This window comes from Maricaulis sp. (genome assembly GCF_015665295.1).
Taxonomy (GTDB): domain Bacteria; phylum Pseudomonadota; class Alphaproteobacteria; order Caulobacterales; family Maricaulaceae; genus Maricaulis.
In genome coordinates, this window is sequence record NZ_JADFAJ010000001.1 from 178,458 (window position 1) to 203,610 (window position 25,153).

The 25,153-nt window shown below is 64.1% G+C and carries 26 protein-coding genes; 16 read left to right on the forward strand and 10 right to left on the reverse strand.

The genetic code is table 11. The features are described from left to right. Positions 1–61: 61 nt before the first annotated feature. The gene (gene motA, locus QZZ02_RS00830; protein WP_291841632.1) at positions 62–934 is read right to left on the reverse strand and encodes a flagellar motor stator protein MotA; all 873 of its coding nucleotides are present in this window, start codon (positions 932–934) and stop codon (positions 62–64) included. Positions 935–1,060: 126 nt separating this feature from the next. On the opposite strand from motA, the gene QZZ02_RS00835 reads away from it, so the two are divergent. Further along, entirely contained in the window at positions 1,061–2,395 is a 1,335-nt protein-coding gene (locus QZZ02_RS00835) for an MFS transporter (RefSeq protein ID WP_291841633.1), read from the forward strand. An 84-nt stretch (positions 2,396–2,479) separates the two neighbouring features. Further along, positions 2,480–4,300: an ATP-binding protein gene (locus tag QZZ02_RS00840; RefSeq protein ID WP_291841634.1), complete on the forward strand. Its 1,821-nt coding sequence runs from the start codon at positions 2,480–2,482 to the stop codon at positions 4,298–4,300. On the opposite strand, the gene QZZ02_RS00845 is transcribed toward QZZ02_RS00840, so the two are convergent. The 5 genes from QZZ02_RS00845 to yghX all read right to left on the reverse strand — a co-directional run bounded on the left by QZZ02_RS00845 (position 4,288) and on the right by yghX (position 9,240). After that, entirely contained in the window at positions 4,288–5,505 is a 1,218-nt protein-coding gene (locus tag QZZ02_RS00845; RefSeq protein ID WP_291841635.1) for a lytic murein transglycosylase, read from the reverse strand. The genes QZZ02_RS00840 and QZZ02_RS00845 overlap by 13 nt on opposite strands. Then, positions 5,502–6,314, reverse strand: a complete 813-nt coding sequence (locus tag QZZ02_RS00850) for a DUF1194 domain-containing protein (RefSeq protein ID WP_291841636.1) — start codon at positions 6,312–6,314, stop codon at positions 5,502–5,504. Before QZZ02_RS00850 ends, QZZ02_RS00845 begins: the two co-directional genes overlap by 4 nt. After that, entirely contained in the window at positions 6,311–7,087 is a 777-nt protein-coding gene (locus QZZ02_RS00855; protein ID WP_291841637.1) for a DUF1194 domain-containing protein, read from the reverse strand. Before QZZ02_RS00855 ends, QZZ02_RS00850 begins: the two co-directional genes overlap by 4 nt. A gap of 75 nt (positions 7,088–7,162) precedes the next feature. Further along, positions 7,163–8,335 (reverse strand): iron-containing alcohol dehydrogenase, encoded by a 1,173-nt coding sequence (locus QZZ02_RS00860; protein WP_291841639.1) that lies wholly within the window; start codon positions 8,333–8,335, stop codon positions 7,163–7,165. Positions 8,336–8,355: 20 nt separating this feature from the next. Continuing rightward, complete coding sequence (gene yghX / locus QZZ02_RS00865) at positions 8,356–9,240, reverse strand: YghX family hydrolase (RefSeq protein ID WP_291841640.1); 885 nt, start codon at positions 9,238–9,240, stop codon at positions 8,356–8,358. Between the two features lie 176 nt (positions 9,241–9,416). On the opposite strand from yghX, the gene ykgO reads away from it, so the two are divergent. The 12 genes from ykgO to QZZ02_RS00925 all read left to right on the forward strand — a co-directional run bounded on the left by ykgO (position 9,417) and on the right by QZZ02_RS00925 (position 19,530). Next, positions 9,417–9,542: a type B 50S ribosomal protein L36 gene (ykgO, locus tag QZZ02_RS00870; RefSeq protein ID WP_011644457.1), complete on the forward strand. Its 126-nt coding sequence runs from the start codon at positions 9,417–9,419 to the stop codon at positions 9,540–9,542. 107 nt (positions 9,543–9,649) lie between these two features. Further along, complete coding sequence (locus QZZ02_RS00875) at positions 9,650–10,264, forward strand: HAD family phosphatase (RefSeq protein WP_291841642.1); 615 nt, start codon at positions 9,650–9,652, stop codon at positions 10,262–10,264. A 215-nt stretch (positions 10,265–10,479) separates the two neighbouring features. Beyond that, entirely contained in the window at positions 10,480–11,661 is a 1,182-nt protein-coding gene (locus QZZ02_RS00880) for an acyl-CoA dehydrogenase family protein (RefSeq protein ID WP_291841643.1), read from the forward strand. Positions 11,662–11,664: 3 nt separating this feature from the next. Further along, on the forward strand, positions 11,665–12,750 hold the full coding sequence (locus QZZ02_RS00885; protein ID WP_291841644.1) for an acyl-CoA dehydrogenase family protein: 1,086 nt from the start codon (positions 11,665–11,667) through the stop codon (positions 12,748–12,750). A 135-nt stretch (positions 12,751–12,885) separates the two neighbouring features. After that, on the forward strand, positions 12,886–15,528 hold the full coding sequence (locus QZZ02_RS00890; RefSeq protein WP_291841645.1) for an ATP-binding protein: 2,643 nt from the start codon (positions 12,886–12,888) through the stop codon (positions 15,526–15,528). Then, positions 15,525–15,977 (forward strand): response regulator, encoded by a 453-nt coding sequence (locus tag QZZ02_RS00895; protein ID WP_291841646.1) that lies wholly within the window; start codon positions 15,525–15,527, stop codon positions 15,975–15,977. The genes QZZ02_RS00890 and QZZ02_RS00895 overlap by 4 nt, the downstream gene beginning before the upstream one ends. A gap of 73 nt (positions 15,978–16,050) precedes the next feature. Further along, positions 16,051–16,629 carry a hypothetical protein gene (locus tag QZZ02_RS00900; RefSeq protein WP_291841647.1) on the forward strand — a complete coding sequence of 193 codons (579 nt, stop codon included), beginning with the start codon at positions 16,051–16,053 and terminating at the stop codon, positions 16,627–16,629. Positions 16,630–16,632: 3 nt separating this feature from the next. Beyond that, complete coding sequence (locus QZZ02_RS00905) at positions 16,633–17,622, forward strand: alpha/beta hydrolase (RefSeq protein ID WP_291841648.1); 990 nt, start codon at positions 16,633–16,635, stop codon at positions 17,620–17,622. Positions 17,623–17,677: 55 nt separating this feature from the next. Next, positions 17,678–17,962, forward strand: a complete 285-nt coding sequence (locus QZZ02_RS00910; RefSeq protein ID WP_291841649.1) for a DUF2312 domain-containing protein — start codon at positions 17,678–17,680, stop codon at positions 17,960–17,962. Between the two features lie 27 nt (positions 17,963–17,989). Further along, positions 17,990–18,466 (forward strand): hypothetical protein, encoded by a 477-nt coding sequence (locus QZZ02_RS00915; protein WP_291841650.1) that lies wholly within the window; start codon positions 17,990–17,992, stop codon positions 18,464–18,466. A gap of 88 nt (positions 18,467–18,554) precedes the next feature. Then, positions 18,555–18,989, forward strand: a complete 435-nt coding sequence (locus QZZ02_RS00920; protein WP_291841651.1) for a hypothetical protein — start codon at positions 18,555–18,557, stop codon at positions 18,987–18,989. A 73-nt stretch (positions 18,990–19,062) separates the two neighbouring features. Beyond that, positions 19,063–19,530, forward strand: a complete 468-nt coding sequence (locus QZZ02_RS00925; RefSeq protein ID WP_291841653.1) for an ASCH domain-containing protein — start codon at positions 19,063–19,065, stop codon at positions 19,528–19,530. Positions 19,531–19,657: 127 nt separating this feature from the next. On the opposite strand, the gene QZZ02_RS00930 is transcribed toward QZZ02_RS00925, so the two are convergent. Further along, complete coding sequence (locus tag QZZ02_RS00930) at positions 19,658–21,121, reverse strand: sigma-54 dependent transcriptional regulator (RefSeq protein WP_291841654.1); 1,464 nt, start codon at positions 21,119–21,121, stop codon at positions 19,658–19,660. Between the two features lie 193 nt (positions 21,122–21,314). Between QZZ02_RS00930 and QZZ02_RS00935 the strand changes: the two genes are divergently transcribed. Next, a complete protein-coding gene (locus tag QZZ02_RS00935; RefSeq protein WP_291841655.1) occupies positions 21,315–22,148 on the forward strand; it encodes a type II CAAX endopeptidase family protein in 834 nt (277 codons plus the stop codon). A gap of 31 nt (positions 22,149–22,179) precedes the next feature. Then, complete coding sequence (locus tag QZZ02_RS00940) at positions 22,180–23,127, forward strand: alpha/beta hydrolase (protein WP_291841656.1); 948 nt, start codon at positions 22,180–22,182, stop codon at positions 23,125–23,127. A gap of 7 nt (positions 23,128–23,134) precedes the next feature. Here QZZ02_RS00940 and QZZ02_RS00945 read toward each other — a convergent pair whose 3' ends face one another. The 3 genes from QZZ02_RS00945 to QZZ02_RS00955 are packed head-to-tail and all read right to left on the reverse strand — an operon-like array spanning position 23,135 to position 25,142. After that, the gene (locus tag QZZ02_RS00945; protein ID WP_291841658.1) at positions 23,135–23,392 is read right to left on the reverse strand and encodes a hypothetical protein; all 258 of its coding nucleotides are present in this window, start codon (positions 23,390–23,392) and stop codon (positions 23,135–23,137) included. A gap of 50 nt (positions 23,393–23,442) precedes the next feature. Then, positions 23,443–24,045: a response regulator transcription factor gene (locus QZZ02_RS00950; protein WP_291841660.1), complete on the reverse strand. Its 603-nt coding sequence runs from the start codon at positions 24,043–24,045 to the stop codon at positions 23,443–23,445. Next, the gene (locus QZZ02_RS00955) at positions 24,042–25,142 is read right to left on the reverse strand and encodes a histidine kinase (protein ID WP_291841661.1); all 1,101 of its coding nucleotides are present in this window, start codon (positions 25,140–25,142) and stop codon (positions 24,042–24,044) included. The genes QZZ02_RS00950 and QZZ02_RS00955 overlap by 4 nt, the downstream gene beginning before the upstream one ends. Positions 25,143–25,153: the final 11 nt, after the last annotated feature.

Below are 25,153 nucleotides of genomic sequence, written 5' to 3' on the forward strand. Positions count from 1 at the left end.
AAAAAACAATGGCGCGGAGCCTTTCAACTCCGCGCCAGGAACCCGTGTGTGCCTTGTTGAATCAGGCGACTTCGGCGGGAATAGCGTCCAGCGCGGCCTCAAGCTCGACAAAGCTGGGCTGCATCTTGGAGGGCACGCCACCGCGACCGATCTCGACCGAGATCTGGGCAGCATTGCCGTGCAGATGGGCGACCAGCACATCCTGGATGATCTTGTAGAAGGCGTGCTCTTCATCATAGACGGCCTGCATATAGGCCGCGAAAGGACCGACAAAACCGTAGGCGATGAACACGCCAAGAAAGGTTCCGACCAGCGCGCCGCCGATATAGCCGCCCAGAACTGCCGGCGGGCTTTCGATCGCGCCCATCGTCTTGATGACGCCCAGCACAGCCGCAACAATACCAAGTGCGGGCAGGCCATCGGCCATGGTCTGCATGGCGTGGGCCGGGTCGGCGGCTTCGTGATGGTGCTTTTCCAGCTGCTTGTCCATCGCGTCCTCGACCTGGTGCGGGTCTTCGAGGTTCATGGTCATCATGCGCAACGTGTCGCAGATGAAATCGACCGCGAAATGGTCCTTCATGATGCGCGGGAAGCGGGTGAAGATCGAACTTTCCTTGGGGTTCTCGATATGGCTTTCGAGGGCGATAACCCCTTTTGTCTTCATTGTCTTAGTCAGGAGGAACAACAAGGACAGGAGATCGGTATAGTCCTGCCCTTTCCATTTGGGACCGGTGAAGACCTTGGAGAGATCGCCCAGGGTTTTCATCACCGTTTTCGGCTTGTTGCCGATCAGGAAAGCCCCGACGGCGGCGCCGCCAATCATCATCATTTCGAAGGGCAGGGCCTTCAGAATGACATCGAAATGGCCGCCAGCGAGCGCAAAGCCGCCAAACACCATCACGAAAACGACGACAATGCCGATAATCTGAAACATTTACCCGTCCACCACGCTTTCCGGGCGGTTTTTCCACCCGATTTGACCGCACTATGACGGGTTAAGCTTAATGTTGGGTTGAACCGGCGTTAGACGGCTGTTTACCCGCCGCCCCAGCAGATTCACATGGCCAACCATCGGTTTTGGCGTTGGACGGTCCCGGACACGCGGTCTACATCTGCCGCCATGACGCCGCCCTATGATCCCGCAAATCCGTCCAGCCATGCCGAACGCCGCAAGGCGTTTCGCCTGCTGTTTCTCTGCCTGATGGCGACCGGGATCGGCAACAACATGCTGTTCGCCATCCTGCCACCGCTGGCGCGCGGGCTGACCGTGCCGGAATACTGGGTCGGGGCGATCTACACCGTGTCCGCTGTCCTTTTCATGACCATGACGCCGATCTGGGGCGCCTTGTCCGACCGGCGCGGGCGCAAGGGTTTCATCGTCTTCGGCCTGTCGGCCTTTGCCTGCTCGACCCTGATCTTCGCGGCAGCCGCCTGGGCGGGTGAGAGCGGCTGGGTGCCGCCCCTCGCCGCGATCTTTGCCATGGCGCTGGCGCGCACCCTGTTCGGCTCGCTGGGTTCTGCAACCAACCCGGCGGCCCAGGCCTATGTCGCCGACAGGACTTCGCCCGCCGAACGCACCGAGGCACTGGCCGGCCTGACTGCCGCTTTCGGCATGGGCGCGGTGATCGGCCCGACCCTTGCCGCCACCCTGGTGGAACTGGTCGGCGTACCGATCTTCATGGTGATCATCTCGGGCACGGTCGCGCTGGGCGCCTGGGCCGTCTGGCATTACCTGCCGGAGCAATCACCGCCGAAACAGCAGAACCGGCCCATCAACCCGTTCAAACAATTCGCCTTTGCTGCCGACCCGCGCATCGCGCCCTTTGTCGGCTATGGCTGCGTCACCTGGATCGTGCAGTCACTGAGCCTGTCGACCCTAGCCTTTTTCATCATGGACTCGCTGGGACTGGACGAAGCCCAGGGCCTGCAAATGTCGGCGATTGCCCTGGCGGCGGGAGCCGGCGCCCTGATCGTCGCCCAGCTGGTCGTTATCCCGGCGATGAAGGCCAGTGCGCGCGTGCTGATGTCGATCGGTGCCCTGATCACGATTGCCGGCTTTGCCCTGATGATCGTGGCACCGAATTATGCCGGCATCGTCACCGCCTACATCCTGATCAGCTTTGCCTTCGGCCTGTCACGCTCGGGCTTCGTCGGCGGCGCCTCGATTGCCGTCCTGCCAGAGGAACAGGGCCGTGCCGCCGGACTGACAACCGCAACTGCCGGTCTGGGCTTCATCATCGGTCCGGTCGGCGGCCTGTTCATGTACAACCAGCTTGGCCATGTCGTGCCGTATTATGTGGCCGTCGTACTGAGCGTCGTCGCTGCGCTCATCGCCTGGTATCACCCGGGCATTCGCAGCGCGGTCGAGGTGGTCAAGGTCGAGCCGGACGTCTGACCCGTGCAAGAAGCCGGTCTCAACACCCCGTTAGTCATCTTGCGCTACCGATAACCGTTCCAAGCGGTATTGCGCGCGAGTCTCATGACCGGCCAGAAACTGACCCTTCGCTATGCCTTCGCGCTGAGTCTGATCGCAGCTCTGGCGGTCTGCCTGCTCGCGCTTAGTCAATTCGCGGCGAACCAGGCCGAGGATGATGGTCGCCTGATCAATGACGCCGGGCGCCAACGCATGTTAAGCCAGCGCCTTGCCCTTCTGGCCAACCATCCGATTGCGCCGGGGGCTACGGAGATGGCCGAGTTCAACGCCGCGCTCGACCTGTTTCGGCACTCGCATGACGATCTGCTTGCAGCCGCCAACACCCAGTCGGCTCTCGCCGCCGTTTATTACGGCGAGCCCTGGCAGGTGGATCGTGAGAGCCGCAATCTGATCGAGTGGGCCGAACAGACGCGGGCGGATGGCTTCGCGGTTGACGCCGTCGCCGCCCTCTTCCTCGCCTCGCAGGACGTGTTGCCCCGGCTCAACGCGGCCACGGGTGCCTTTGAAGCCCATGCAGCCAATCGCGTGACGAATTTCCGGCGTCTGGAATGGGTCGCCTTCATCCTGACCATTCTGACCCTTTGTCTGGAAGCCTTTCTGATCTTTCGGCCGGCAGCCCGCGCGATCAACCGCACGATGACACGCCTGCAGGATGCGCGCGAGGCGGCGGATCGTGCCAATGCGGCAAAGTCGGTGTTCCTGGCTCAGATGAGTCACGAGATCCGAACGCCGTTGAATGGTGTCCTGGGCATGGCCACCGCGCTGCGGGACACCCAGCTGGATGATGGCCAGAGCCAGATGGTGGGCACGATCGCGGCCTCCGGCGACCTGCTCCTGTCAGTTGTCAATGATGTGCTGGACCTGTCAAAGATTGAAGCTGGCGAGCTTGAACTTGAGGCGCTCGAGGTTTCGCTCGGTCAGGCGCTGGACTGGACGGTGTCGGCCTTCCGCCCCGCCTGTGAGGAAAAGGGGCTCCACCTCGACGCCTCGATCGACCGAAGCGCCGAGGGCTGGTATCTGGCCGACCCGACCCGCTTGCGCCAGATTCTCAGTAATCTGGTCGGCAATGCCATCAAATTCACCCAGGTCGGTGCGATCACGGTTTCGGTACGCTGCTCGGCCGCCGACACGCCCGGTCATGATCGGGTCGAGATCTGTGTGGCCGATACCGGTATCGGCGTTCCCGCGCACAAGTTGAAGAGCATTTTCGCGCCCTTCACCCAGGCCGACAGCTCTACCACCCGCTCCTATGGCGGCACGGGCCTGGGCCTGCCGATCTGCCATCATCTGGCCCACATGATGGGCGGCGACATCTCGGTGCGCTCCCGCGAGGGTTGCGGCTCGATCTTCACAGTCGTTCTGGACCTGCCTCGCACCAAACCACCCGCCATCCCCGCCGCAAGTGAACAGGTCGACGCGGACGAATCCCGCGGCCTGATCGCCCTGATCGTTGATGATGTCGCGACCAACCGGCTGGTCCTGCAGATCATGCTGGCCAAGCATAATGTCGAGGTCATCCAGGCAGAGAGCGGGCTTGAGGCCATCGCCGCGGTCGAGATGCGAGGCGATATTGATGTGGTCCTCATGGATGTCCAGATGCCAGACATGGACGGCATCGAGACAACGCGCCGGATCCGGCAGCTGCAACTCCGGGAAAACCGCTCCTGCGTGCCGGTGGTCGCCGTCACCGCGAATGTCCTGACGGACCAGATAGCCGAATACCGGGCCGCCGGCATGAACCGCCATCTGGCCAAACCTATCGATCCGCGCAAACTCGCCAGCCTGCTGGCCCGCCTGCGCGCCGACATCGCGGGCTCAGAGGCAAAGGCCGCTGAAAACCTGGGCCCGCGCCGTCACTCCGCCTGAGCGGCCTGAGCGGCAATCACCGCGTCATACATGGTCCGACCCAGATACCCGTCCGCGATCAAGCCATTGGCTCGCTGAAAACCGCGCAAGGCGGCACGGGTATTCGGTCCCGCCAGACCGTCCGGCGTTCCACTGGCAAAGCCGAGCGCGTTCAGCGCGGCCTGGACGTCACGGGTCTGGCTGCGATTTATCGGCGGATTGCCCTCCGGCCATGGGCCCACCAGCGCCGCTCCCCCGCCGATACGGTCGGCCAGATGGGCCACTCCGATCGCATAGGAAGTAGAGTTGTTATAGCGCTTGATGACGCGGAAATTGGGGAAGGTCAGGAAGCCCGGCCCCTGCCCGCCAGCCGGCAGCTCCAGCCGCGCTGCCCGCATCAGATGGTCGGCCTGCCATTCGCCGGCAGCCGGTGTCAGGCCGAGCATCGCCCATTCGCTGACCAGGCGCGACTGGTCGGGATCCCAGGCTGCGAAGTCGAAGGTCTCAGGGACACGGACTTCCTGGATCGTCGGGGCACCGGCACGCCAGCCCTCACGGACGAGGAGATTGGCGGCGGACGCCAGCGCGTCGTGCGGATCGGTCCAGATATTGCGGGTCCCGTCACCATCCCAGTCATGGGCGCGCTCGAGATAGGTCGTCGGGATGAATTGCATCTGGCCCATCGCGCCGGCCCAGGAGCCGGTCAGCTGGGCACGGGTCGCATAGCCGGACTCCAGCATTTCGGCGACGGCAAAGAGCTGGGCCTCGGCCCAGGCGCGGCGGCGGCCTTCCCAGGCCAGGGTCGCGAGCGCCTGCACGATGTCATTATTGCCGGGAATGGCACCATAGGAGCTTTCCAGCCCCCAGATCGCGATCAGGATCTCCGCCCGTACACCGAAATGCGCCGCGATATCGTCAACTGCATCCCGGTTTTCCGAGATAGCGGCACGCCCATTGGAAATGCGCAGGTCGGACGCGGCAATATCGAGATAGGACCAGAGCGGGCGGACGAATTCCGGCTGGCTGCGATCACGCTCGATGATCCGCATTTCCGGCTGCAGCCCGTCGAGCATCGCCGCAGCGGTCGCCTCTTCGACTCCGGACGCCACCAGCCGGACCCGGAATCCGCCGAGCCAGTCGGCGAAGCTTTCACCCTCGGGCTGGGCGGTCGCACCGGCCGTGATCAGACAAATACTGGCAGCGAGTACAAGCAGTCGATGGATCATCCATTCCTCACGCGCACGGCCGGCTCGAGGAAACGGGTGGGATCGAGCCCGGCAATTTCGATAATAAGCTTGCGCCGCAGCGCGTCCACGAAATCATCATGCTCATTACTGGGCGAAATGAAGGCACCGGGACCGGTAATCACCTGATTTTCGAAATAGGCGCTGACATCGATAGAGACCGAGGGCCGAAACGGATGCTGTCGAACATTGGCGATCGGCAAGCCGTTGACCGTGATGTTCGCGGTGTCGGCACGGCTCCGCGCCAGGCTGAGGCTCGGCCCGGAATTCTGCGGTCCATCGCCAGAGATATCGATGACCTGACGCACGCCCTCAAAGGCGTTTTCCTCCATCAGGGTCACCGAACTGTCGATGGCAGCGCCGATGGCGGTGCGGCGACCGGAAATGAAAGGGGCCGTGGCGAGCGTGGCGGCAAATATCTGGGCGTCTTCCTCTGTCTCGATCACCGTCCACGGCGCGACGACGCGCTGGAAGTCGGCGTCAGCCCACTCCAGATAGACGACAGCGATGCGCCCATAGCCGCCGCTCTGGATGGCAGAGATGATGTCCGGATCGGCGAGCGCCGCGACATGACCCTCGCGTTGGCGACGCGCCTCGGTCTCGTCGATCGAGGAGGATACATCGACGGCGAGCACCAGTTCGAGATCGACCCGCTCGCGGCCGTCTTCGGTGAATTCATGCGACCGGGCTTCCTCGACCCACGGCGCCGGTTCGCGCGCGCTGGCACCCAGCAGGAGACAGGCCGCAACCGTCAGAAGGGCAGGTCGAAAGGTCGACAGGCCGGGTATCACGGGGCGCGGCCTACGCTGGCGCCATATTCGGCATCGACCTCGCCCGGCGACGGCAGGGCACCGGCGATCTCGATGACAAGCTTGCGCAGAATGGCCTCGCGGAATTCGGCCTCGGTCCGCGCCGGCAGCACAAAGGCGCCGGGACCCGTGATCACATTGTCGCGGAAATAATCATCCAGATTAACTTCGACCGGACGCACCCAGCGGCCACTGCCAGACGATATGACCGGCAGACCGTTGACCACGACCTGGGCCGCATCCGCCATCGCCCGCGCCTGGTCCAGCGGCAGCCCCTGATTCTGCGGACCGTCACCGGAAATGTCGATGATCAGGCGGGGCGCATTGTAAGCATTCGTCTCGATTCGGTTGACCGCATCGGCCAGTGCTGCGCCGATCGCGGTATAGTGGCCGCGTTCGAGAGGCGCTGCCGCAACCCGCGAGGCAAAGGCAAGCGCATCCGCTTCCGATCCGATCACCGTCCAGTCCGCCGCAGCGCGCTGGTGCCCGCTGTCGGCCCACTCGACATAGGTGACGGCGATCCGGCCGAGCGGACCGCCCTGGATCGAGCGGATCACATCCTCGGACGCAAGCGCGGCGACATAGCCCTCGCGCTGGCGCTGAGCCTCTTCCTCATCCACGGAGTAGGAAATGTCGACGGCGAGCACGAGCTCGACATCGACATCGATCGAACCGGGCTCGTACGCCGATGCAGCGGACGCAGCCACGAAAAAGGCCGCCAGAACGGCGGCACCCGTATTACCCAAGCCTGTCATGCCGCGCACACTATGGAGCGTGTCCGGTCCGGGCAACTTTCGAAGCTGTAAGACACGGCCGAGGCAGTCGCACTGTTACTCCCAAACCTCATCATAGATCGCGACGATCTCGTCAGCGGTTGGAATGCGGGGATTGTTGCCGGGCGAACCTGACGCGATCGCCTGCTCGGCCATGAGAGGTCGCAATTGCTGCCAGCGCTCGAGCTGGATACCAAAGCCGGCCGGCGTCGGCACGCCGAGCTCGTCATTGAGCGCCCGCAATTCGTCGAGCAGTGCCGCATTGGCCATGTCGTCGGCCACCGTCTCGCCGACCAGACCCATCGCCCGGGCGCACTCGGCATAGCGACGCGGCGCGGCCGGGATCGACCAGCTCGTCACCGCGGGCAAGAGCATGGCGTTGGAAAGCCCGTGCGGCACATGAAAGAAGGCGCCGATCGGCCGGCTCATCCCGTGCACCAGCGCCACCGAGGCATTGGAAAAGGCGATACCGCCGAAACAGGCTCCGATCAGCAAGGCCTCGCGGGCCTCCTGATCCTCCCCGTCTTGAAAGGCGCGACGCAGATTGGGGGCGATCAGGCGCATGGCGGCAAGCGCCTGCTGGTCGGAGAAAGGCGACGCCTTGCGGCTGACATAGGCCTCAATGGCATGGGTCAGCGCGTCAATCCCGGTATCGGCCGTGACGCGTTTGGGCAGGGACAGGGTCAGATCGGGATCGAGTATCGCCGCCACCGGCATGAAGCCGAGGCCCATGCACAGCATTTTCTCGTCATTTTCCGGATCGGTGATCACCGTGACCCGCGTCGCTTCCGAGCCTGTGCCTGCCGTGGTCGGAATGGCGATGACCGGCAGGCCCGGCTCATCGACCATGCGTGGCACCTTGTAGTCGCGCATGCGACCGCCATGCGGACCGAGCACGGCCAGCGCTTTGGCGGTGTCGATGGCGCTGCCGCCACCAAGCGCGACCAGCCCGTCGAACGGCAGACCGTCACAGCCGCCGTGAAGCACCTCTTCCGCCGCGATGACCGACGTCTCGGTTGGCTCCGGTTCGGTGTCTCCGAACTGGCCCCAGCGCCGGCCCGCGCTCCGAAGGGCGTCGTGCAGACGACCCGCATAGCCCAGCGCGACCATGGTCGGATCGGTAACGATCAGTGGACGCGTCACGCCGCACAGGGCCAGCACTTCGCCGATCTGGGCCAGGGAACCGGATCCGGTCCGGATCAGGCGGGGCAGGACAAGGCTGTGGGTCATGGAAGCTCCGATACGTCTGATCAGCCGATATGCCGGCCGAACCAGTCCAGCGTGCGCGACCAGGCCAGCGCCGCCGCAGCGGCATCGTAGCGAGGCGTCGTGTCATTGTGAAAGCCGTGGTTCACGTCCGGATAGAGATGCGCCTCGAATGCCTTGCCGCCGGCCCTCAGCGCTGCCTCATAGTCAGGCCAGCCGGCATTGATACGTGCGTCATTGCCGGCATAGTGAAGCTGCAGCGGTGCCTGTATCGCCGGGACGTCCTCTACGGCCGCCTGGCGACCGTAATACGGCACCGAACACGCCATTTCCGGATAGGCCACCGCCAGCGCATTGCAGACGCCACCGCCGTAACAAAACCCGACCGCGCCAACCCGGCCGGTCGAGAGTGGATGTCCGACGAGATGCTCGAAACCGGCGAAGAAATCGGCGAGCAGGCGCTGCGGATCGAGACTGGCCTGCATGATGCGCCCTTCATCATCCGTGCCCGGATAACCACCGAGCGAGCTGAGCCCGTCCGGACCCAGCGCCAGATAGCCCGCCTTGGCGCAACGTCGCACGACGTCTTCGATATAGGGGTTGAGGCCGCGATTCTCGTGCACGACAAGTACCGCACCAAACGGTCCGGCGGCCGCCGGCCGCGCCATCAGTCCACTGACCTCGCCATGCCCGTCGGCAGACGCATAGCGAACCCGCTCCGTGAGGATGTCGGGGTCGTCCGGTGCGACCTGCTCGGCCAGCGCATAATCAGGCTGCAGCGCCGCAAGGACGGCTGACGCGGTCACACCCGCGAGGGTGAACTGGCCGGCACGGCGCAAAAAGTCGCGCTTGCTCATCTTGCCATGCACGTAGCCATCGAAGAGATCGAGGATGCGCGGATCGAAATCGGCTGCGGTCTTGCGGGTCATGCGAGGCTCTCCCTGTCTCGCGTCAAAGAGTAGGGCATCGTGGACGCGCGGCAATCTGAGCCCGGGCGGGGCTGCAAGACAGGCAGATTTCGCGCATCTGGCACGTTGACAGGCCGCAAATGCTCCAGTATCTCCCGCGCTCCGTTGAATTACGCTTGTAACGCGAAGGCCACACGATGAAAGTCCGCAGCTCGATCAAATCGCTGAAAAACCGCCACCGCGATTGCCAGGTCGTGAAGCGCCGTGGCCGCGTCTACGTGATCAACAAGACCGATCCGCGCTTCAAGGCGCGCGCCGGTTAGTCGACGCGTCGGCGGCGCCTCTTGAAAGGCGCGCCCGCCAATCAGCTTTTACACCGCTTGCCCCGTGCATCGAAAAGGTGCGCGGGTTTTGCGTTGAGGAGATGGCCATGACGACGAAAGCCGTTCTGTGGGATCTCGGCAACGTCCTTCTGGACTGGTCGCCCGCCTATCTCTACTCCAAGCTTTTCGCCTCCGACGCCGAGTGCCGCCACTTCCTCGACAATGTCTGCACGATGGAGTGGCATGCCGCCCATGATCGCGGTGTGCCCATGGCCGAGAACCGGATCGCGCTGATCAAGGAATACCCGCATCTCGAGGACGCCATTCGCGCCTGGGAAAGCGGTTTCGAACAGATGCTCGATGGCGCCGTCGACGGCACACCCCAGGTGATGGATGCCCTCGCCGCCCATGGCGTGCCGCAATACGCCCTGACCAACCTGCCGGCCGAATGGGTCGAGCCGGTCAATCGCCTCTATCCGCAGATGCGCCATATGAAGGACGTCATCGTCTCGGCGCATGAGGGTGTGATCAAGCCGGATCCGGCGATCTATGCGCTCACCGAGGCCCGCCTGCCGCATGCGCCGCACGAAGTCGTTTTCTTCGATGACCGCAAGGCCAATGTCGATGCGGCACGGGCGCATGGCTTCGATGCCGAACTGTTCACCGGCAAGGCCGCCCTGGGCGACGCGCTTGAATCACGTGGCCTTCTCGTCTCGGCCTGAGCCGCGCGCCGCACCGCCCGACCGCAAGACATCCTCCTGAATCACCCTCGCCTGCGCCGCACCGCCGCACCAAATGCTGCAGGTGCGCACTATTCACACCGGCGGGTTTTGATTTACATACATACCCAGTCATCGAAAGCGGCACGGACCTGGCACAAGACCGGGCCCCGCTCTCGATAGGGATGCGGTCGATAAACGGCGCGAGGAGAGACAAGATGGATCTGAATTTCACCCCCGAGGAAGAGGCCTTCCGCCACGAAGTCCGGGACTTCCTCAGGCACAATCTGTCCGAGGAACTGGCTACCAAGGTCCGCAATGGCCGCGACCTCAACAAGACTGACCTGGAGACCTGGCACGCCACGCTGAACAGCCGCGGCTGGCTGGCGCCCGGCTGGCCGGTCGAGCATGGCGGTACGGATTGGGATTCGGTCCGCATGCACATTTTCGAAGAGGAATGCGCCCGCGCCAATGCGCCGCGCACGGTGCCCTTCGGCCTCAGCATGCTGGGTCCGGTCCTGATCAAGTTCGGTACCGAAGAGCAAAAGGCGACGATCCTGCCACGCATCCTGTCCGGTGAGGATTGGTGGTGCCAGGGCTATTCCGAGCCGGGCGCCGGCTCCGATCTGGCCAGCCTGAAGACCCGCGCCATCCGCGACGGTGACGATTACATCATCAATGGCCAGAAGACCTGGACCACGCTGGGCCAGTTCGCCAACAAGATCTTCTGCCTTGTGCGCACCTCGACCGAGGGCAAGCGCCAGGAGGGCATTTCCTTCATCCTCGTCGATCTCGACACGCCGGGTATCGAGATGCGCCCGATCAAGCTGATCGAGGGTGGTTTCGAGGTGAATGAGGTCTTCTTCACCGATGTCCGCGTTCCCGTCGCCAATATGGTCGGTGAAGAGAATATGGGCTGGACCATCGCCAAATACCTGCTCGGTCACGAGCGAACCAATATCGCCGGTGTCGGCGCCTCCAGCGAAGCCCTCAGCCAGCTCAAATCGCTGGCCCGCAAGGTCAAGCGCAAGGGCAAGCCGCTGGCCCAGGACCCGATCTTTGCCGCCAAGATTGCCGAGGTGGAGATCGACCTCGAGGCCATGCGCATGACCAATCTGCGCATGCTGTCCGGCGTCGCAGACGCGCAGGGCTCGGTCTCCTCCATGCTGAAGATCAAGGGCACGGTCATCCGCCAGGCCATCAACGACCTGGCCCGTCGAGCCCTGGGCGCCACAGCGGCGCCCTTCCCGTCTGAGGACGTGATCGGCAATTACGCCATCGCACCGGCGGAAGCCGCGTCGAATGCCGCCAACTACTTCAACAATCGCAAACTCTCGATCTTTGGCGGATCGAACGAGATCCAGCGCAACATCATCGCCAAAGAAACCTTCGGAGCCTGATCCATGGATTTCACGCCGACTGAAGATCGCCGCATGATCGGTGATAGCCTGCGTCGCTATCTGGCCGAACAGTATCCGATCGAGCATCGCAACAAGGTCGCCTATGACGACCCGTTCCACGACCCGGCGAAATGGGCCGAGCTGGCCGAGCTGGGCATCCTCGGAGCCCTGGTCTCCGAGGACGATGGCGGGTTCGGCGGTGCCGGCTTCGACATCACCACCGTCTTCGAGGAAATGGGCCGCGCCATCTGCGCCGAGCCCATGCTGGGGAATCTCATGGCGCTGCGTCTCTACGCCGCCCATGGCGAGGCCGGGCGGATCGAGACAATTATCGCCGGTGCGGAAAAGGCCACCTTCGGCTTCGACGAGAGCGACACCTATGGCGATCTCGACAGCATCACCACCAGCGCCAGCGGCGACACGCTGACCGGCCGCAAGACAGTCGTCTATGGCGGTCATTGTGCCGACCACATTCTGGTCGCGGCCAAGTCCACAGCCGGCAAGCTGGGCTTGTACGAGGTGGCGGCCGCGGACGCCGAAATACTGCCCTACGCCATGATTGATGGCGCGGGCGCCGCCGAGGTCATTCTCGACAAGACCAAGTCGCGTTGCCTGTCCGAGGACGCCCGCGACGCCATCGAGCTGGCCCTTGATGCCGGACGTGTCGCCCTGTGCGCCGAAGCCGTCGGCGCGATGGATGTCCTCAAGGTGATGACAAAGGACTATCTGATGCAGCGCCAGCAATTCGGTCGTCCGATTGCGTTGTTCCAGGCCCTGCAGCACCGGCTGGTCGATTTCTCGATTGAAATCGAGCAGGCGCGCTCGATCACCATCTATGCCGCGTCAAAACTGGATGCAGACCCCAAGGCCCGCGCCCTGGCCGTGGCCCAGGCCAAGAACCTGATCGGTCGGGCCGGCAAGCTGGTCGCCGAGGAAGCCGTGCAGATGCATGGCGGGATCGGCATGACCTGGGAATATTCCGGATCACACTACGCCAAACGCCTGATCATGATCGATCACCAGCTTGGCGATACTGAAGACCAGCTGCGTACTGCCATGGCGCTGTCGGATCTCGCCGGAGCAGCCTGACCCGCCTTCAGACGGGCCGGCCTTCGGTCGGCCCGTCTTGATTGCGCATGCAAATGTTTGTCGTAACGCCAGAATTGCGCTTCAATCCCGCATCGAGGTTCATCGGACCCGACAACGCGGGAGGCGATTGCGCGCATGCGTGATCTCAAGGCGAATTCAATCATCCTGATCGCCTATCTGATTTCCGGTGCGGCCTCTTTCCTGTTGGCTATCCCGCCAGGCTTCCTGGCCCCGGTCTGGCTTCCGGGCGCGATCGGCCTCGCGGCCGTGCTTATCATCGGGTATCGCGCTCTGCCGGCGATCGCGCTCGGCATGTTCATCCTGACCCTGCCCTATGGTCTTTACGCACTGGATGCCGGACTGATCCGCTCGCTGGCCGGCAGCCTGGGCCTCGCCGCCGCCGCCGTCCTGCAGGCGGTGATCGCCAAACGCCTTGTCCATCCCGACAACCGGTCAGACCTGGCAATGGAAACCGGCCTGCAACTTTTCCGCCTCATTGGCTATGGTGCCATCCTGGCCAGCCTGTGCGGCGCGGCCCTGGCCTCGGCCTGGCTGGTTTTCGGCGGTTTCGCCCCGCCCCAGCTCGACTTCACTACCGCCATGCTGCGCAACTGGGCCGGCAATGCCGTCGCCGGCGCCGCATTGACCCCGATCATCCTGCTGCTGTTTGCCAGCAAGCGCGTCAGCCGGACCCGAAAGCGCATTGTGGCGCTTGCCTTCGCCCTGTTGTGCTCGATCGGAATCGGACTGTTCTGCCTGGCCCGGGTCAACGCGATCGAGCGTCGCGACGAATTATTCAATGCGCAGGTCACAGAAGACCATATCGCCGTGCAGGAACGGCTGAATGGCGCCCGGCGGCGACTGGAATCGCTGGAAGGCTTCTTCGCCGCCTCGCAGGATGTGACGAATGATGAATTCCTGACTTTCGTCGATATTGCATTCGGCCAGTTCGACAGTGTCAGTTCCGTTCACTGGCTGGTCCCAGAGGAGTCCGGATCGCGATCAAACCATGTCGTCCTCGCACCTGCCGACGCACTCCAGCTCGAGCCGGGCCGGGCGATCATGGTGGCGGCCGAGCGAAACCTCGTCTCGGACTATTATTTCGCGGGGCTTCCCCGGCTTGTTGACGATCTTCTCGCATCAGGCCTGCTCGCCGCGTCCGCGCTTCACGGCGAGGGCGACCAGGCCTGGCTCGCATTGGCCATACCCGCCTTCTCGGGCCGCCGCGTGCCGGAAAGCCTCGCGGAGCGTCGCGAAGACCTGCAGGGCGTCGCCATCGGCATTTTCCGCATCGATGTCATACTGACGCGTGCCTTCCAGCACGAGCGCTCGGTCTACAACTACCGCGTCAGCGGACTGGGATCCGGCGGATCGACAATCTGGACATTCGGGACGGTCCCCGACGAGCCCGGGCTGATGACCAGTCGCGAACTCCCGGTCGGGGGGCAGCTCTGGCGCATTGACTATGTGGCGACCGATCGCTTCCTCGCCGCCCAGCAGGACTGGGTCTCCTGGGCCGTGATTGTGGTCGGCTTGTGCTTTGTGTCCGTGCTCAATGCGCTCGCCTTGCTGTCCACTGCGCGAACCGATCTTGTGCAAAGACTGGTCGACGAGAAGACCGCAGAAACACTGACCCTGTCACGCAACCTGTCGCTGATCCTGGAACACGCCGCGGACGCAATCATAGGCCTGGATGCCGAGGGGCACGGCGTTCTGGTCAACCCTGCGGCAGCGAAGCTGCTGGGCTATGAGCCCGAGGAAATGACGCGCCGGGACGTGCATGACCTGATCCATCCGGTCGACATGGAAGGCCGTCCCCACGGCCGCGACACCTGCCCGCTCGTCCTGCGAAGCCAGGCGTCGGACCAGTACTCCGGCATCGACCGCTTCCGCCGCCGCGATGGCAGTGACTTTTTCGCCGAATTCTCCACCGAGGTGATCCGCGACTCCGACGGCCGGTCGCTGGGCGATGTGACGATCATGCGCGACATCACCGAACGACTGGAAGTCGAGGCAGACAAGGAGCGTTTCATCGAACGGCTGACACGCGCGAATGAGGAGCTGGAGCGTTTTGCCTTTGTCGCCAGCCACGACCTGCAGGAACCGCTGCGCCTGATCTCGAACTTCACCGGGCTTCTGGCCAGTCGCTACAATGACAAGCTGGACGAGACGGGCCGGACCTATATCCACCATACGCTCAATGCCACCTCGCGCATGCAGACCCTAATCACCGACCTTCTGGCCTATGGCCGCCTCAACTCGGACGCTGACATCATGAAGAGCGATGTCGACCTGGCACAACTGGCGAGCAGCACGCTCGACACACTCGGGCCGTCGGTTCAGGCGGCGCGGGATCACATCCGGATTGGCGCCCTGCCCGTGGTGCGAGGCAATTCGGCGCGGCTCGGCCAGCTGTTGCAGAACCTGATCGGCAATGCGGTCAAGTTCCAGCCAGCCGGTCAGGAACCCGAAGTCGCACTTGAAGCCCGCGACCTCGGCAACAGCTGGGAGATCGCGGTCATCGATAACGGGATTGGCATAAGGCGCGAATACCGTGAACAAATCTTCATGCCTTTCAAGCGCCTGCACTCTCCGGATTCCTATCCCGGCAGCGGCATGGGTCTCGCCATCTGTCGAAAAATTGTTGAATCCCATGGCGGCGTGCTAACTGTTTCAGACCACCAGCCTGGCGGAAGCATCTTCCGTTTCACCCTCCCCAAGTCCGGCCCTGACAGCCTGTCAGGCACGGACTCCGGCCCGGACAACCCCATTCAATGAAAACGCCGCGCTCAGCCAAGATCCTGCTTGTGGAAGACAATTCCGGAGACGAGTTCCTCGTACGGGACGCGTTCGAGCGCGGCCGCGTCCGTCATGACCTTGAGGTGGCGCGCGACGGCGAAGCGGCGCTGGAACGATTGCGCTGCATCGGGGAGCATGCCGAGAAACCGCTGCCAGACCTCATCCTGCTGGACCTGAACCTGCCCAAGATCGACGGCCGTGACGTGCTGAAAACCGTCAAGGGTGACAACAGCTTGGCCAATATCCCGGTGCTGATCCTGACAACGTCCTCGTCCCAGCTCGACATCAAGAACTGCTACGCCCTGCACGCCAATGCCTATCTGACCAAGCCCTTCGACGCGCTTGGCTATGAAGAGATTGTCGATGCGGTCGAGAGCTTCTGGTTCGCAACCGCCGTACTGCCATCCCACAGCCCCGGTTCGCACTGATCCGGCCTTAAATCTCGTCCATCATGTGGACAGGACATCTGGACGCAGGCCCCAGTCGGTCTATGTTTTCGTCATGATGACCCCGTTTCTCACCAGCCTTCTGCTCGCGACGACCGCCCAGGACGCGGCTGTCGCGGACGTGCAGATTGCGCCGCAGACGGAATTCCAGACACCGGAAGTCCGGCTTGCCGAACGGCTCGACGCGCTTGCGGGGGCCGGCCCGCGCGAAGCGCCGCCGCTGATTGATGAAATCCACGCCCTTTGGGCCCACTCCGGCAGTGCGACCATCGCCCTGCTGATGGACCGCGGGCGCGCGGCCGAACAGGCCGACAATGCCGATATTGCCGCGCGCATGTATGACCACGTCACCCAGCTCGATCCCGGTTTCGCCGAAGGCTGGCTTGCGGCCGGACGCATGGCGGCCCAGGCCGAGGACTGGGCCTATGCGCTGGAGTCCCTGAATACGGCGCTGACGCTCGAACCGCGTCGTTACGATGCCTATCTGACAATTGCACGCCTGTTGGAACGCGCCAACGAGGTCGAGGCCGCGCTGGAAGCCTATAATGACGCGCTGGCGATCTATCCGGCCCATGAAGCCGCGACCGAAGCGCGTGACCGCCTGCTCGCCCTGCAGGCCGGACGGGCCCTCTAGCCGGTGGCTCTGGTCGGCCCGGTCCTGATCTCCGGCGCGCTGTTGCTCGTCCTGGCAGGCCTTGCCCTGTGGGCGGCCCGCCGCGCCGTCACCCGCATCGAAACCCGGTTTCCGCCAGCCGCCAACTTCGTGACCGTCGCCGGCACAAGATTGCACCTGCGCCAGACCGGACCACGTGATCAGCCGGCCATTCTTGTGCTGCATGGCGCCGCGTCGAACCTGGAAGAACCCTATCTCGCCCTCGCTGACAGTCTCTCCGGCCAGCACGTGATCTGGCTCGACCGGCCCGGTCTCGGCTGGAGCGAACGGCCGGATGGCGACTGGGACCCGCAACGCGAGGCGGCGCTGATCGCCGCACTGCTGGACGAGCTCGATTGTGATCGCGTGACGGTGGTTGGGCATTCCTGGGGTGGCGCGATCGCCATGCGCCTCGCCATGGATCATCCGGGATGTGTTGACTCGGTGGTGCTGGTCGCGCCGGCCCTGTCAGCCTGGATCGGCGATGCCGCCTGGTTCAATGCAGCCAGCTTCTGGCCGGTCCTGGGCCCGCTGATCACGCATCTCATCGTGCCGCTGACCGGTGAAGCCCAGGCCCGAAAAGGCGTGGTCAACGCCTTCCACCCGGAACCCGTTCCGGAGCAATATCTCGATCGCTCGGCCCTGCCACTCCTGCTCCGCCCGGGCACCTGGCGGGCCAACTCGACAGACATGATGAAAGTCAATTTCCACCTGGAAGCCCAGGAGGATCGCTATGAGGATATCGAGCAGCCGACCGAAATACTGGTCGCGCGCGCCGACACCGTCCTGTGGTCGCAGCGGCATGGCGGCATGGTCGCCGAGCGCATGCAGCGGGCCCGGCTGAGCTGGGTGTCCGGAGCCGGTCACAACCTGCATCACCACCATCCCGACCTTGTCGCCAAAGCCGTGGCCCGGGTGCGCCGGCGCGCCGGCGAAGCGACGCGAAAAGCCGCGATGACTGGCCCAGCCGCTTGAGGCTGACGAGGGCTGCAACTAGTCTCCCGCTCCGTCCACCTGAAAGGCTTCCCCCATGGCATTCACCGATCCCGCGAACGAAACCCACAAAGACGAATCCGACGCCATCGGCGCCGCCGCGCGCGAGCAGCTGAAAGCCTTTGTGGCGCGGATCGAACGCCTCGAGGAAGACAAGGCCAATGTCATGGCCGACATGAAGGAAGTCTATGCCGAGGCGAAGTCCTCCGGTTATGACACCAAGATCCTCCGCAAGGTCATTGCGCTGCGCAAGATCGACCGCCATGAGCGCCAGGAGACCGAAGCGCTGCTGGAATTGTATCTCGGCGCTGTCGAGGGCTAGACTGGCGGCCTTCTCGGGGAGGCCCGCTTGGTTCGCAAGATCGACGAAAAAAAGACACGGCGCGCCTTGCGACGGCTCGAACGGGCCCGCAAGGCGGCGGCGGATTCCAGCGAAGACAAGCCGGAACTCTCGGAATGGGAAGGCGAATTCCTCGGCTCGCTCGAAGAGCGGCTGGAAAAATTCGGCTCCGCCTTCAATGATCCCGACAAGGGCAATACCGAAGAGGCCCTGTCGGCCCGTCAGGCCCTGAAACTCCGCGAGATCGAGAAAAAGGCCAAGGGCAAGGCCCGCAAGCCGATGTCTCGCGGCACAGGATTCAGGCGAAAGTCCGGTAGCGGCACGCTGCCGCGCGGGCGTGATATTCACGATGATATCGACACGCCCCAGGAGCCGCCGGCGAGCGCCGCCCCCGAACCGCCAGAACCCACCGATACCGCGCCAGAAATCAGGCGTGCCGGCTTTCGCGTTATTCCCGGCGGTGGCGGCCGCGGCGGCGCTGATTAGCACTTCATTCAGGGTTAACCCGACTTCCACGCGCACGGGGTCGGGGGCCCGGCTATCCTGACGACTGGTCGTAAACAGGATGGATGCGATGTTTCAGGATGTAGATGCTTTCGATCATCACGAGCAGTCATTGTTCATTGCGCTCGACCTGGCGGTTGCTGACGGTCTCTCGAGTGAGAGCGGTCGCGCCGCGTTCAGTGAGGCCATGACCGCGTTGGACAAGCTGGTCGATGAGCGCGAAACCCACCTATATTCACCGCTCGCGGCCGACCCGCTCACCCGCGACTATATTTCCCGCCTTGATGGCCAGATTCATGGCCTGTCGAGCCGGATTGATATCCTGCGCATGCATATCGAGCTGGGCCTGATGGCCGAAAGCAACGACCGCTCGCCACTCGACGCCTCGCTCTTGCGGCTGGTGCGCCAGCTGCGCGCCCGTTTCCGTCGCGAAGCCGCGTTGATACCGGTCTATGCCGGCTGGCTTGACCGGACGGCCAATCAGGCGGCGGCTGTCGCAGTTTGATGTTTCAGGGCCGGGACTTGACCCGGCCCCCATCGTCACGCACCTGATCGGGCCTCGATAGCGGAGGCCCGACATGACCCCTTCCCAAACCGCATACTGGCAGGACTTCTGCGACGCGACCGGCCACGACCGGGCACCGGAAGACGTGTTCGCCTTCGGCGACAGTCCTGAACTCGCCGATGAATTGCTGGCCCTTGTCCTGATTGACCGAAAGAAGGCGACCGCCTCGCATAGCCGCTGGTATGGCCCCGGCAAGGATCCCCTGCCCAAACCCGGCGATCTGGCGCTTGTGCTCGACGGTCGCGGCGAGCCGGCCTGTATCATCCAGGCAAGCCGGGTCGACATCCACCCGGTCCGTGACACGACCGAGGAATTTGCCTGGGTCGAGGGCGAGGGTGACCGCAGCCTGGCCTGGTGGATGGACGCCCATATTGACTATTTCACCCGCGAAGCCGCAAGCGAGGGCTACGTCTTCGACGTCAGCCAGGACGCTGTCTTCCACCGCTTTGACCGGGTCTGGCCGCTGCCTGTCGCCGGCTGATCACCGGCGGACGCCTCACCTCACCGCACAATGAAAACGGGCCGGCGCGCATGGCAGCGCCGGCCCGTTCCGTCCCCCGCCCCGAGGGGCAGGCCTCCTCCCGTGGCGGGGAGGCGTTTTCCTGTGATCAGCCGGCGGCGCGCACGCCGTCGACATCCAGCTCGTACTCGCGCACCTTGCGGTAGAGCGTCGAACGTCCGACACCGAGGCGGCGAGCGACTTCGCTCATCCGACCGGAATAGGTCTCGATCGCGAATTCGATCAGGTCACGCTCGATATCCTCGAGGGAGCGCAGATGCCCGCCCTCATCCATGATCTCAACCGGACCCAGATCGCCCGCAACTGTGGTTTCGCCCGCCGCGAGTGATCCGGCCATGGCCGTCAGGGCACAGGTATCCGGCATCTCGCCGATCTTCGGCGTCAGACCCGAGATCTGCGGGAAGTCTTCCGGCTTGAGCTGATCATCATCCGACAGCACGACCGCGCGGAAGACCGCATTTTCCAGTTGGCGGACATTGCCCGGCCAATCGAAGGCGGCAAGCAGGGCATGGGTTTCGGGCGCAGCATCCTGGACCGACTTGTTTTCCTGGGCGTTGAAACGCCCGATGAAATGGCGGACCAGGGCCGGAATGTCATCCTTGCGCGAGCGCAGTGACGGCACTTCGATCGGAAAGACATTGAGGCGGTAGAACAGGTCTTCGCGGAAGGCACCGCAGGCCACCTGTTCGGCGAGATCGCGATTGGTCGCCGAAATGATGCGGACATTGACCTTCACGGGGCGCTTGCCGCCGACCGGATCGACCTCGCCTTCCTGCAGGGCGCGCAGCAGCTTGACCTGCATGTCGAGCGGCAATTCGCCGATCTCGTCGAGGAAGAGCGTGCCGCCATCGGCTTCCTGGAACTTGCCCATATGCTTGCCGACGGCGCCGGTGAAGGCGCCTTTCTCGTGGCCGAACAGGGTCGATTCAACGAGGTTTTCCGGGATCGCGCCGCAGTTGACCGCGACAAAGGGGCCGCCGGCGCGTTTGGATGCGGCCATGATCGACCCGGCGACCAGCTCCTTGCCGACGCCGCTTTCGCCCGTGATCAGGATCGGAATGTCGGACTGCGCCGCACGCTCACCCAAGCGCACGACCTGGCGCATGGTCGGCGCCCCGGCAATCATGTCGGAAAAGCCCAGCGTGCCCTCGGCCTTGCGGCTAAGGCGCTTGACCTCGCCGGACAGGTTCTGGACGCGCAGCGCGTTGCGGATCGACACCGTGATACGCTCCGGGCTGGCCGGCTTCACGAAGAAGTCCACCGCTCCGGCCCGCATGGCCGCCACAACGGTCTCGATACCCCCACTTGCAGTCAGTACGATGACGGGCAGATCCGGCTGTTTGCGCTTGAGCGCCTCCAGCGTCTCCATCCCGTCCATGCCCGGCATGATCAGGTCGAGCAGCATGACATCAATCCCCGGAGATGCCACGCGATCGAGGGCCGCCTCACCGCTCTCCACGGTCTCGGCCCGGTAGCCCTGCTTCTCGATCACCGCCTGAAGGAGGCGGCGCTGTGTCGGATCGTCATCGACGATCAGAACTGATTTCACCATCACCCACGCCTTTTCGGTCGCATTGTTATTCCGCCGGACCTTTTGGCCTCACCACCCTTGCGGACGGGGCGTCTATGCGAACCGTTATGGGACACTTGTCTAAATTTGACGTTTAAGAGGCGGCAACGAGCGGTTAAGCATAAGCATCAAGACCCGCTTAACGACTGGCACGGAAGTGGCATCCGCCCGAGACATGGCTTTTCCCCAGGACACACCCACCCGGTGGCCATTCGGCCGCCACGACGTCTTCGCCTCACTGGCGGAACCCTATCGCATGCGGGTTATCCATTCCCTGCCGGGCATGATTGTCTGGCCCGTGCTGATGTTCGCCCTGATCATTGCGGCACAGTTGGCGACCCTGGCGGGCTGGGCGGCACTGGGTGGACCGGTGACCGGTCTGAGCGAAGGCAGCGCCGTCTTCCTGGGCAATATCATCGGCTATTCCGGTCTCGCCCTGGTCATGTGGGCGTGGATGAAACGCTATCAGGCGCATCGGCCTGTCTTCGCGGTCTTCCCCCTGCGCTTCACCGACATCCTGGCCGCCGCCCTGGTCATCATCTTCATGGTGCTGATCGCCAGCCCGCTGACACTCAGCTTCCACGAATTCGCGATGAGCAAGCCGGAGCTGACCCTGTCCGGCGGCGCCACGCGGGACGATCTGTCCAATGTGGATGATTTTGTCGGCGCCGGCGCCAGCCTCTGGCTGGTTATCGGCCTGACCCTGATCGCGGCCCCGATTGTCGAGGAAATCCTGTTCCGCGGCTGGATGCTGCCGATGATGATCGCCCGCGGCGTCCCGACCCTGTTCGCGATCATCATTTCTGCGCTGGCCTTCGGCCTTGTTCACATCACCCAGGGCCTGCTGGTGATGACCTCGACCTTCTTCCTTGCCCTCGCGCTGGGCGCGGCACGGGTCTGGACGGGTCGGCTGGCGGCCCCGATCCTTGGCCATGTCGCCAACAATGCATGGGCGGTATTCGCCATACCCTACCTGATCTCGCTTGCTCCGTCCGCGACCGGCAATTGACGACACCGCCCCCCGGGGCTAGCGCTAGACAATGAGCCAAAAAGCCGCGACCTCCCCCCGCCCGCCAGCCCCGCTTGTCCAGTTCAATGGCGACCGTCCGCCGGCGCCGGACTGGTTTGCGACCGCCCTTGCTGTCCCGACCGAGCACGGCACGGTCGAGGTCGAGGGCGCCACCATCGCCTGGAAAGCCTGGGGCAGGCGCGGCGATAGCGGGCTCATCCTTGTGCACGGTGGCGTCGCCCACAAGGACTGGTGGGACAGCATCGCGCCCTTCCTGGCCGACACCCGCCGCGTCGTTGCGCTCGACCTGTCAGGCATGGGCGATAGCGACCACCGTGATCGGTACACGATGGAGACCTATGCGCTGGAAGTCCTCGCCGCCGGCGAGGCCGGCGGCGCGTTTGAGGCCGGCAAGCCCTTCCTGGTCGGTCACTCCTTTGGTGGCTTTGTCTCGCTCGCCACCGCCATGGAATACGGCGAACGTCTGAAGGGAATCGCGGTCCTGGACAGCCCGATCCGGCCGAGCCAGGAGCAACGACGCTCCTCACCGCCCTCGCGCGGCGGCATGATCTACAACGCCTTCGACACCGCCCTCGCGCGGTTCCGCCTGCTTCCGGAGCAGGGCTGTGACAATGCCTTCCTGCTCGACCATATTGCGCGGCAATCGCTGAAACAGATCGAACGCCCCGACGGCTCGACCGGCTGGACCTGGAAGTTTGATCCCAAGCTCTGGGACAAGCTGGACTATGACCGTCCGCCGCCTGCCGATATCGCCGGCACGCTGAAAACCCGCATCGCCCTGTTCCGGGGTGCCAACTCGCGCCTGGTAACAGACGAAATCTGGGACTTCATGCGCGAGACCTTCGGACCGGCCACCACCATGGTGTCGATCCCGCAGGCCGAACATCATCTCATTCTCGATCAGCCGATTGCGGTGGCTGCGGCGCTGGAAGTCCTGACCGGACCCGGCTGGGGCTGAGCGGAACTCAGTGTTCGGGGTGGCGCCGGATTTCCTGCGCCACATCATCGGGCAGGCTGCCCGGGCGCGCCGCCGCGGCCTTGCGCAGGCCGGACACGATGCCGACCAGGATGACCAGCACCAGCCAGACGCCGCCAATCTTCAGCCCGATCGGCCAGAGATAGCCGAATTCGATCGCGCCGAAATTGAGATATTCCCGTCCCGCCATGGCGGCAAAGGCCAGAACCGCGAGGACACCGGACCAGAGGGCGAAGGGAATGCGCATGCGACGCTCCGAACTTGCTGCAGCGCAGCCAGTCTAGGGCAGCGATTTTACTACAACCACCCCTTTTGTCGGGCCAGGCGTGCCGCTTCGATGCGATTTCCGGCGCCCAGCTTGCCGATGGCGCTGTGCAGGTAATTGCGGACCGTGCCGCGCGCGAGGCCCGAGGTTTCGGAGATGGCATGGCTGTCGAGCCCGGCCTCGGCCAGCCGCAGGAGACGACGCTCGGCATCGCTGAGCGGGTCTGCCTCATCCCAGGCACGGGCGGCAAGTTCGGGTGCAACGACGCGTTCGCCGGCCATGATCCGCCGGATCGCGCCAGCCAGGTCCGCCGACGGTCCGTCTTTCAGGATGAAACCGGCAACGCCGGCCTCCATGGCCCGCCGCAGATAGCCCGGCCGGTCGAACGTGGTGACAATCAACACGCGTGTTCTTGCCTGTTCACGGCGCAGCAGATCGGCCAGTTCCAGACCGGTCATGTCGGGCATTTCGATATCGGTGAGAACCAGATCGGGCGTCTCCCGGCGGATGAGCGTGTGGGCCTCGCGGCCATTGGCCGCCAGTCCGGCAATCTCGATATCGCTCTCCAGGCCGAGAAGCGTGGCCAGCGCATCGCGCAGCAGGGTCTGGTCCTCGGCGATCACGACCTTGATCATTGCGACTGCCCCTCGCTCTCCGCCTGATCCGTCAAGCGCGCCGTCAGGAGCGTTCCCTCGTCTCGATTCACCGGGCCGACCTCCAATGCGCCACCGAGCCCTTCAAGCCGGGCGCGCAGGCCGCTGAGCCCGCCGCCGTCCGGATCGGCCCCGCCCCGCCCATTATCCCGGATGATCAGTCGGACTGCATCACCCTGGCGGAAGAAGCCCAGTTTCGCGCTGCTCGCATTGGCATGGCGAATAATATTGGTAACAGCTTCCCGCGTAACCATGGCCAGGGCGGTGGAAGCCAAATCGGACAGCCTGCCTGTGTCCTCCTTACCCTCAAGCTCGGCCGCGACACCGGCATCGGCCAGACGCTGGACACTTTCGCGCATGGCATCGCCCAGCTTCCGCCCGCGCAGTCCGATCACCGCTTCCCGCATATCGGCCAAGGCCTGGCGCGAGATCGACTGGATGGCCTGCAGCTCGGTGATGGCCCGCTCGCCATCCTGGCTCATCAGGCGTTCGGCAATTTCGGCTTTGAGGGTCACGGTCGACAGGGTCTGACCGAGCAAATCATGCAGGTCGCGGGCGATGCGCTGGCGTTCGGCCTCCGCGGCCTCGCGGGCGGCGCGGGACCGGGTTTCCTCGGCTTCATCCGCCTGACGCTCATGGCGGGCCGCGATCATGGATCCGCCAGCCGCCATCGCGGCCAGTCCGGCCATGGCCAGAGCGAAGAACGGGGTAGGTGCGTAGATCCAGACCGCGGTGATACTGGTCACGGCGAGCAAGGCCATCGCGGCCCAGAGGCGGGGCGTCCAGTCGAGCCGGCCGAGCATGGCCGCCGCGAAGACGAAATAGACGCCGCCGCCCAGGGTTTGCGGGATCAGGATCAGGCCCAGAAGCGTGGTGATGAGGGCGGCGGGAAAGAGCGTCCAGTCCATCCGCCGCATGGCGAAAACGTAGAGGGCGATAAAGCCGGCCATGCTCGCCAGCCCCGTGATCGCCTCGAGCCGTGTCGGAGGCTGGTACAGCCACCCGAAGAAGAACATGCCCAGATAGAGGAGATGGATCCAGGGCCGATTCGGCGATATCAGCGTGCGCAGGGCGATCACGGGTCGGTCCG

Excerpts from the sequence above, each read along its gene's own strand:
- motA (WP_291841632.1), bottom strand. The coding sequence starts at position 934 with ATGTTTCAGATTATCGGCATTGTCGTCGTTTTCGTGATGGTGTTTGGC.
- QZZ02_RS00835 (WP_291841633.1), top strand. The coding sequence starts at position 1,061 with ATGGCCAACCATCGGTTTTGGCGTTGGACGGTCCCGGACACGCGGTCT.
- QZZ02_RS00840 (WP_291841634.1), top strand. The coding sequence starts at position 2,480 with ATGACCGGCCAGAAACTGACCCTTCGCTATGCCTTCGCGCTGAGTCTG.
- QZZ02_RS00845 (WP_291841635.1), bottom strand. The coding sequence starts at position 5,505 with ATGATCCATCGACTGCTTGTACTCGCTGCCAGTATTTGTCTGATCACG.
- QZZ02_RS00855 (WP_291841637.1), bottom strand. The coding sequence starts at position 7,087 with ATGACAGGCTTGGGTAATACGGGTGCCGCCGTTCTGGCGGCCTTTTTC.
- QZZ02_RS00860 (WP_291841639.1), bottom strand. The coding sequence starts at position 8,335 with ATGACCCACAGCCTTGTCCTGCCCCGCCTGATCCGGACCGGATCCGGT.
- yghX (WP_291841640.1), bottom strand. The coding sequence starts at position 9,240 with ATGACCCGCAAGACCGCAGCCGATTTCGATCCGCGCATCCTCGATCTC.
- ykgO (WP_011644457.1), top strand. The coding sequence starts at position 9,417 with ATGAAAGTCCGCAGCTCGATCAAATCGCTGAAAAACCGCCACCGCGAT.
- QZZ02_RS00875 (WP_291841642.1), top strand. The coding sequence starts at position 9,650 with ATGACGACGAAAGCCGTTCTGTGGGATCTCGGCAACGTCCTTCTGGAC.
- QZZ02_RS00880 (WP_291841643.1), top strand. The coding sequence starts at position 10,480 with ATGGATCTGAATTTCACCCCCGAGGAAGAGGCCTTCCGCCACGAAGTC.
- QZZ02_RS00885 (WP_291841644.1), top strand. The coding sequence starts at position 11,665 with ATGGATTTCACGCCGACTGAAGATCGCCGCATGATCGGTGATAGCCTG.
- QZZ02_RS00890 (WP_291841645.1), top strand. The coding sequence starts at position 12,886 with ATGCGTGATCTCAAGGCGAATTCAATCATCCTGATCGCCTATCTGATT.
- QZZ02_RS00895 (WP_291841646.1), top strand. The coding sequence starts at position 15,525 with ATGAAAACGCCGCGCTCAGCCAAGATCCTGCTTGTGGAAGACAATTCC.
- QZZ02_RS00900 (WP_291841647.1), top strand. The coding sequence starts at position 16,051 with ATGATGACCCCGTTTCTCACCAGCCTTCTGCTCGCGACGACCGCCCAG.
- QZZ02_RS00910 (WP_291841649.1), top strand. The coding sequence starts at position 17,678 with ATGGCATTCACCGATCCCGCGAACGAAACCCACAAAGACGAATCCGAC.
- QZZ02_RS00920 (WP_291841651.1), top strand. The coding sequence starts at position 18,555 with ATGTTTCAGGATGTAGATGCTTTCGATCATCACGAGCAGTCATTGTTC.
- QZZ02_RS00925 (WP_291841653.1), top strand. The coding sequence starts at position 19,063 with ATGACCCCTTCCCAAACCGCATACTGGCAGGACTTCTGCGACGCGACC.
- QZZ02_RS00930 (WP_291841654.1), bottom strand. The coding sequence starts at position 21,121 with ATGGTGAAATCAGTTCTGATCGTCGATGACGATCCGACACAGCGCCGC.
- QZZ02_RS00935 (WP_291841655.1), top strand. The coding sequence starts at position 21,315 with ATGGCTTTTCCCCAGGACACACCCACCCGGTGGCCATTCGGCCGCCAC.
- QZZ02_RS00940 (WP_291841656.1), top strand. The coding sequence starts at position 22,180 with ATGAGCCAAAAAGCCGCGACCTCCCCCCGCCCGCCAGCCCCGCTTGTC.
- QZZ02_RS00945 (WP_291841658.1), bottom strand. The coding sequence starts at position 23,392 with ATGCGCATTCCCTTCGCCCTCTGGTCCGGTGTCCTCGCGGTTCTGGCC.
- QZZ02_RS00950 (WP_291841660.1), bottom strand. The coding sequence starts at position 24,045 with ATGATCAAGGTCGTGATCGCCGAGGACCAGACCCTGCTGCGCGATGCG.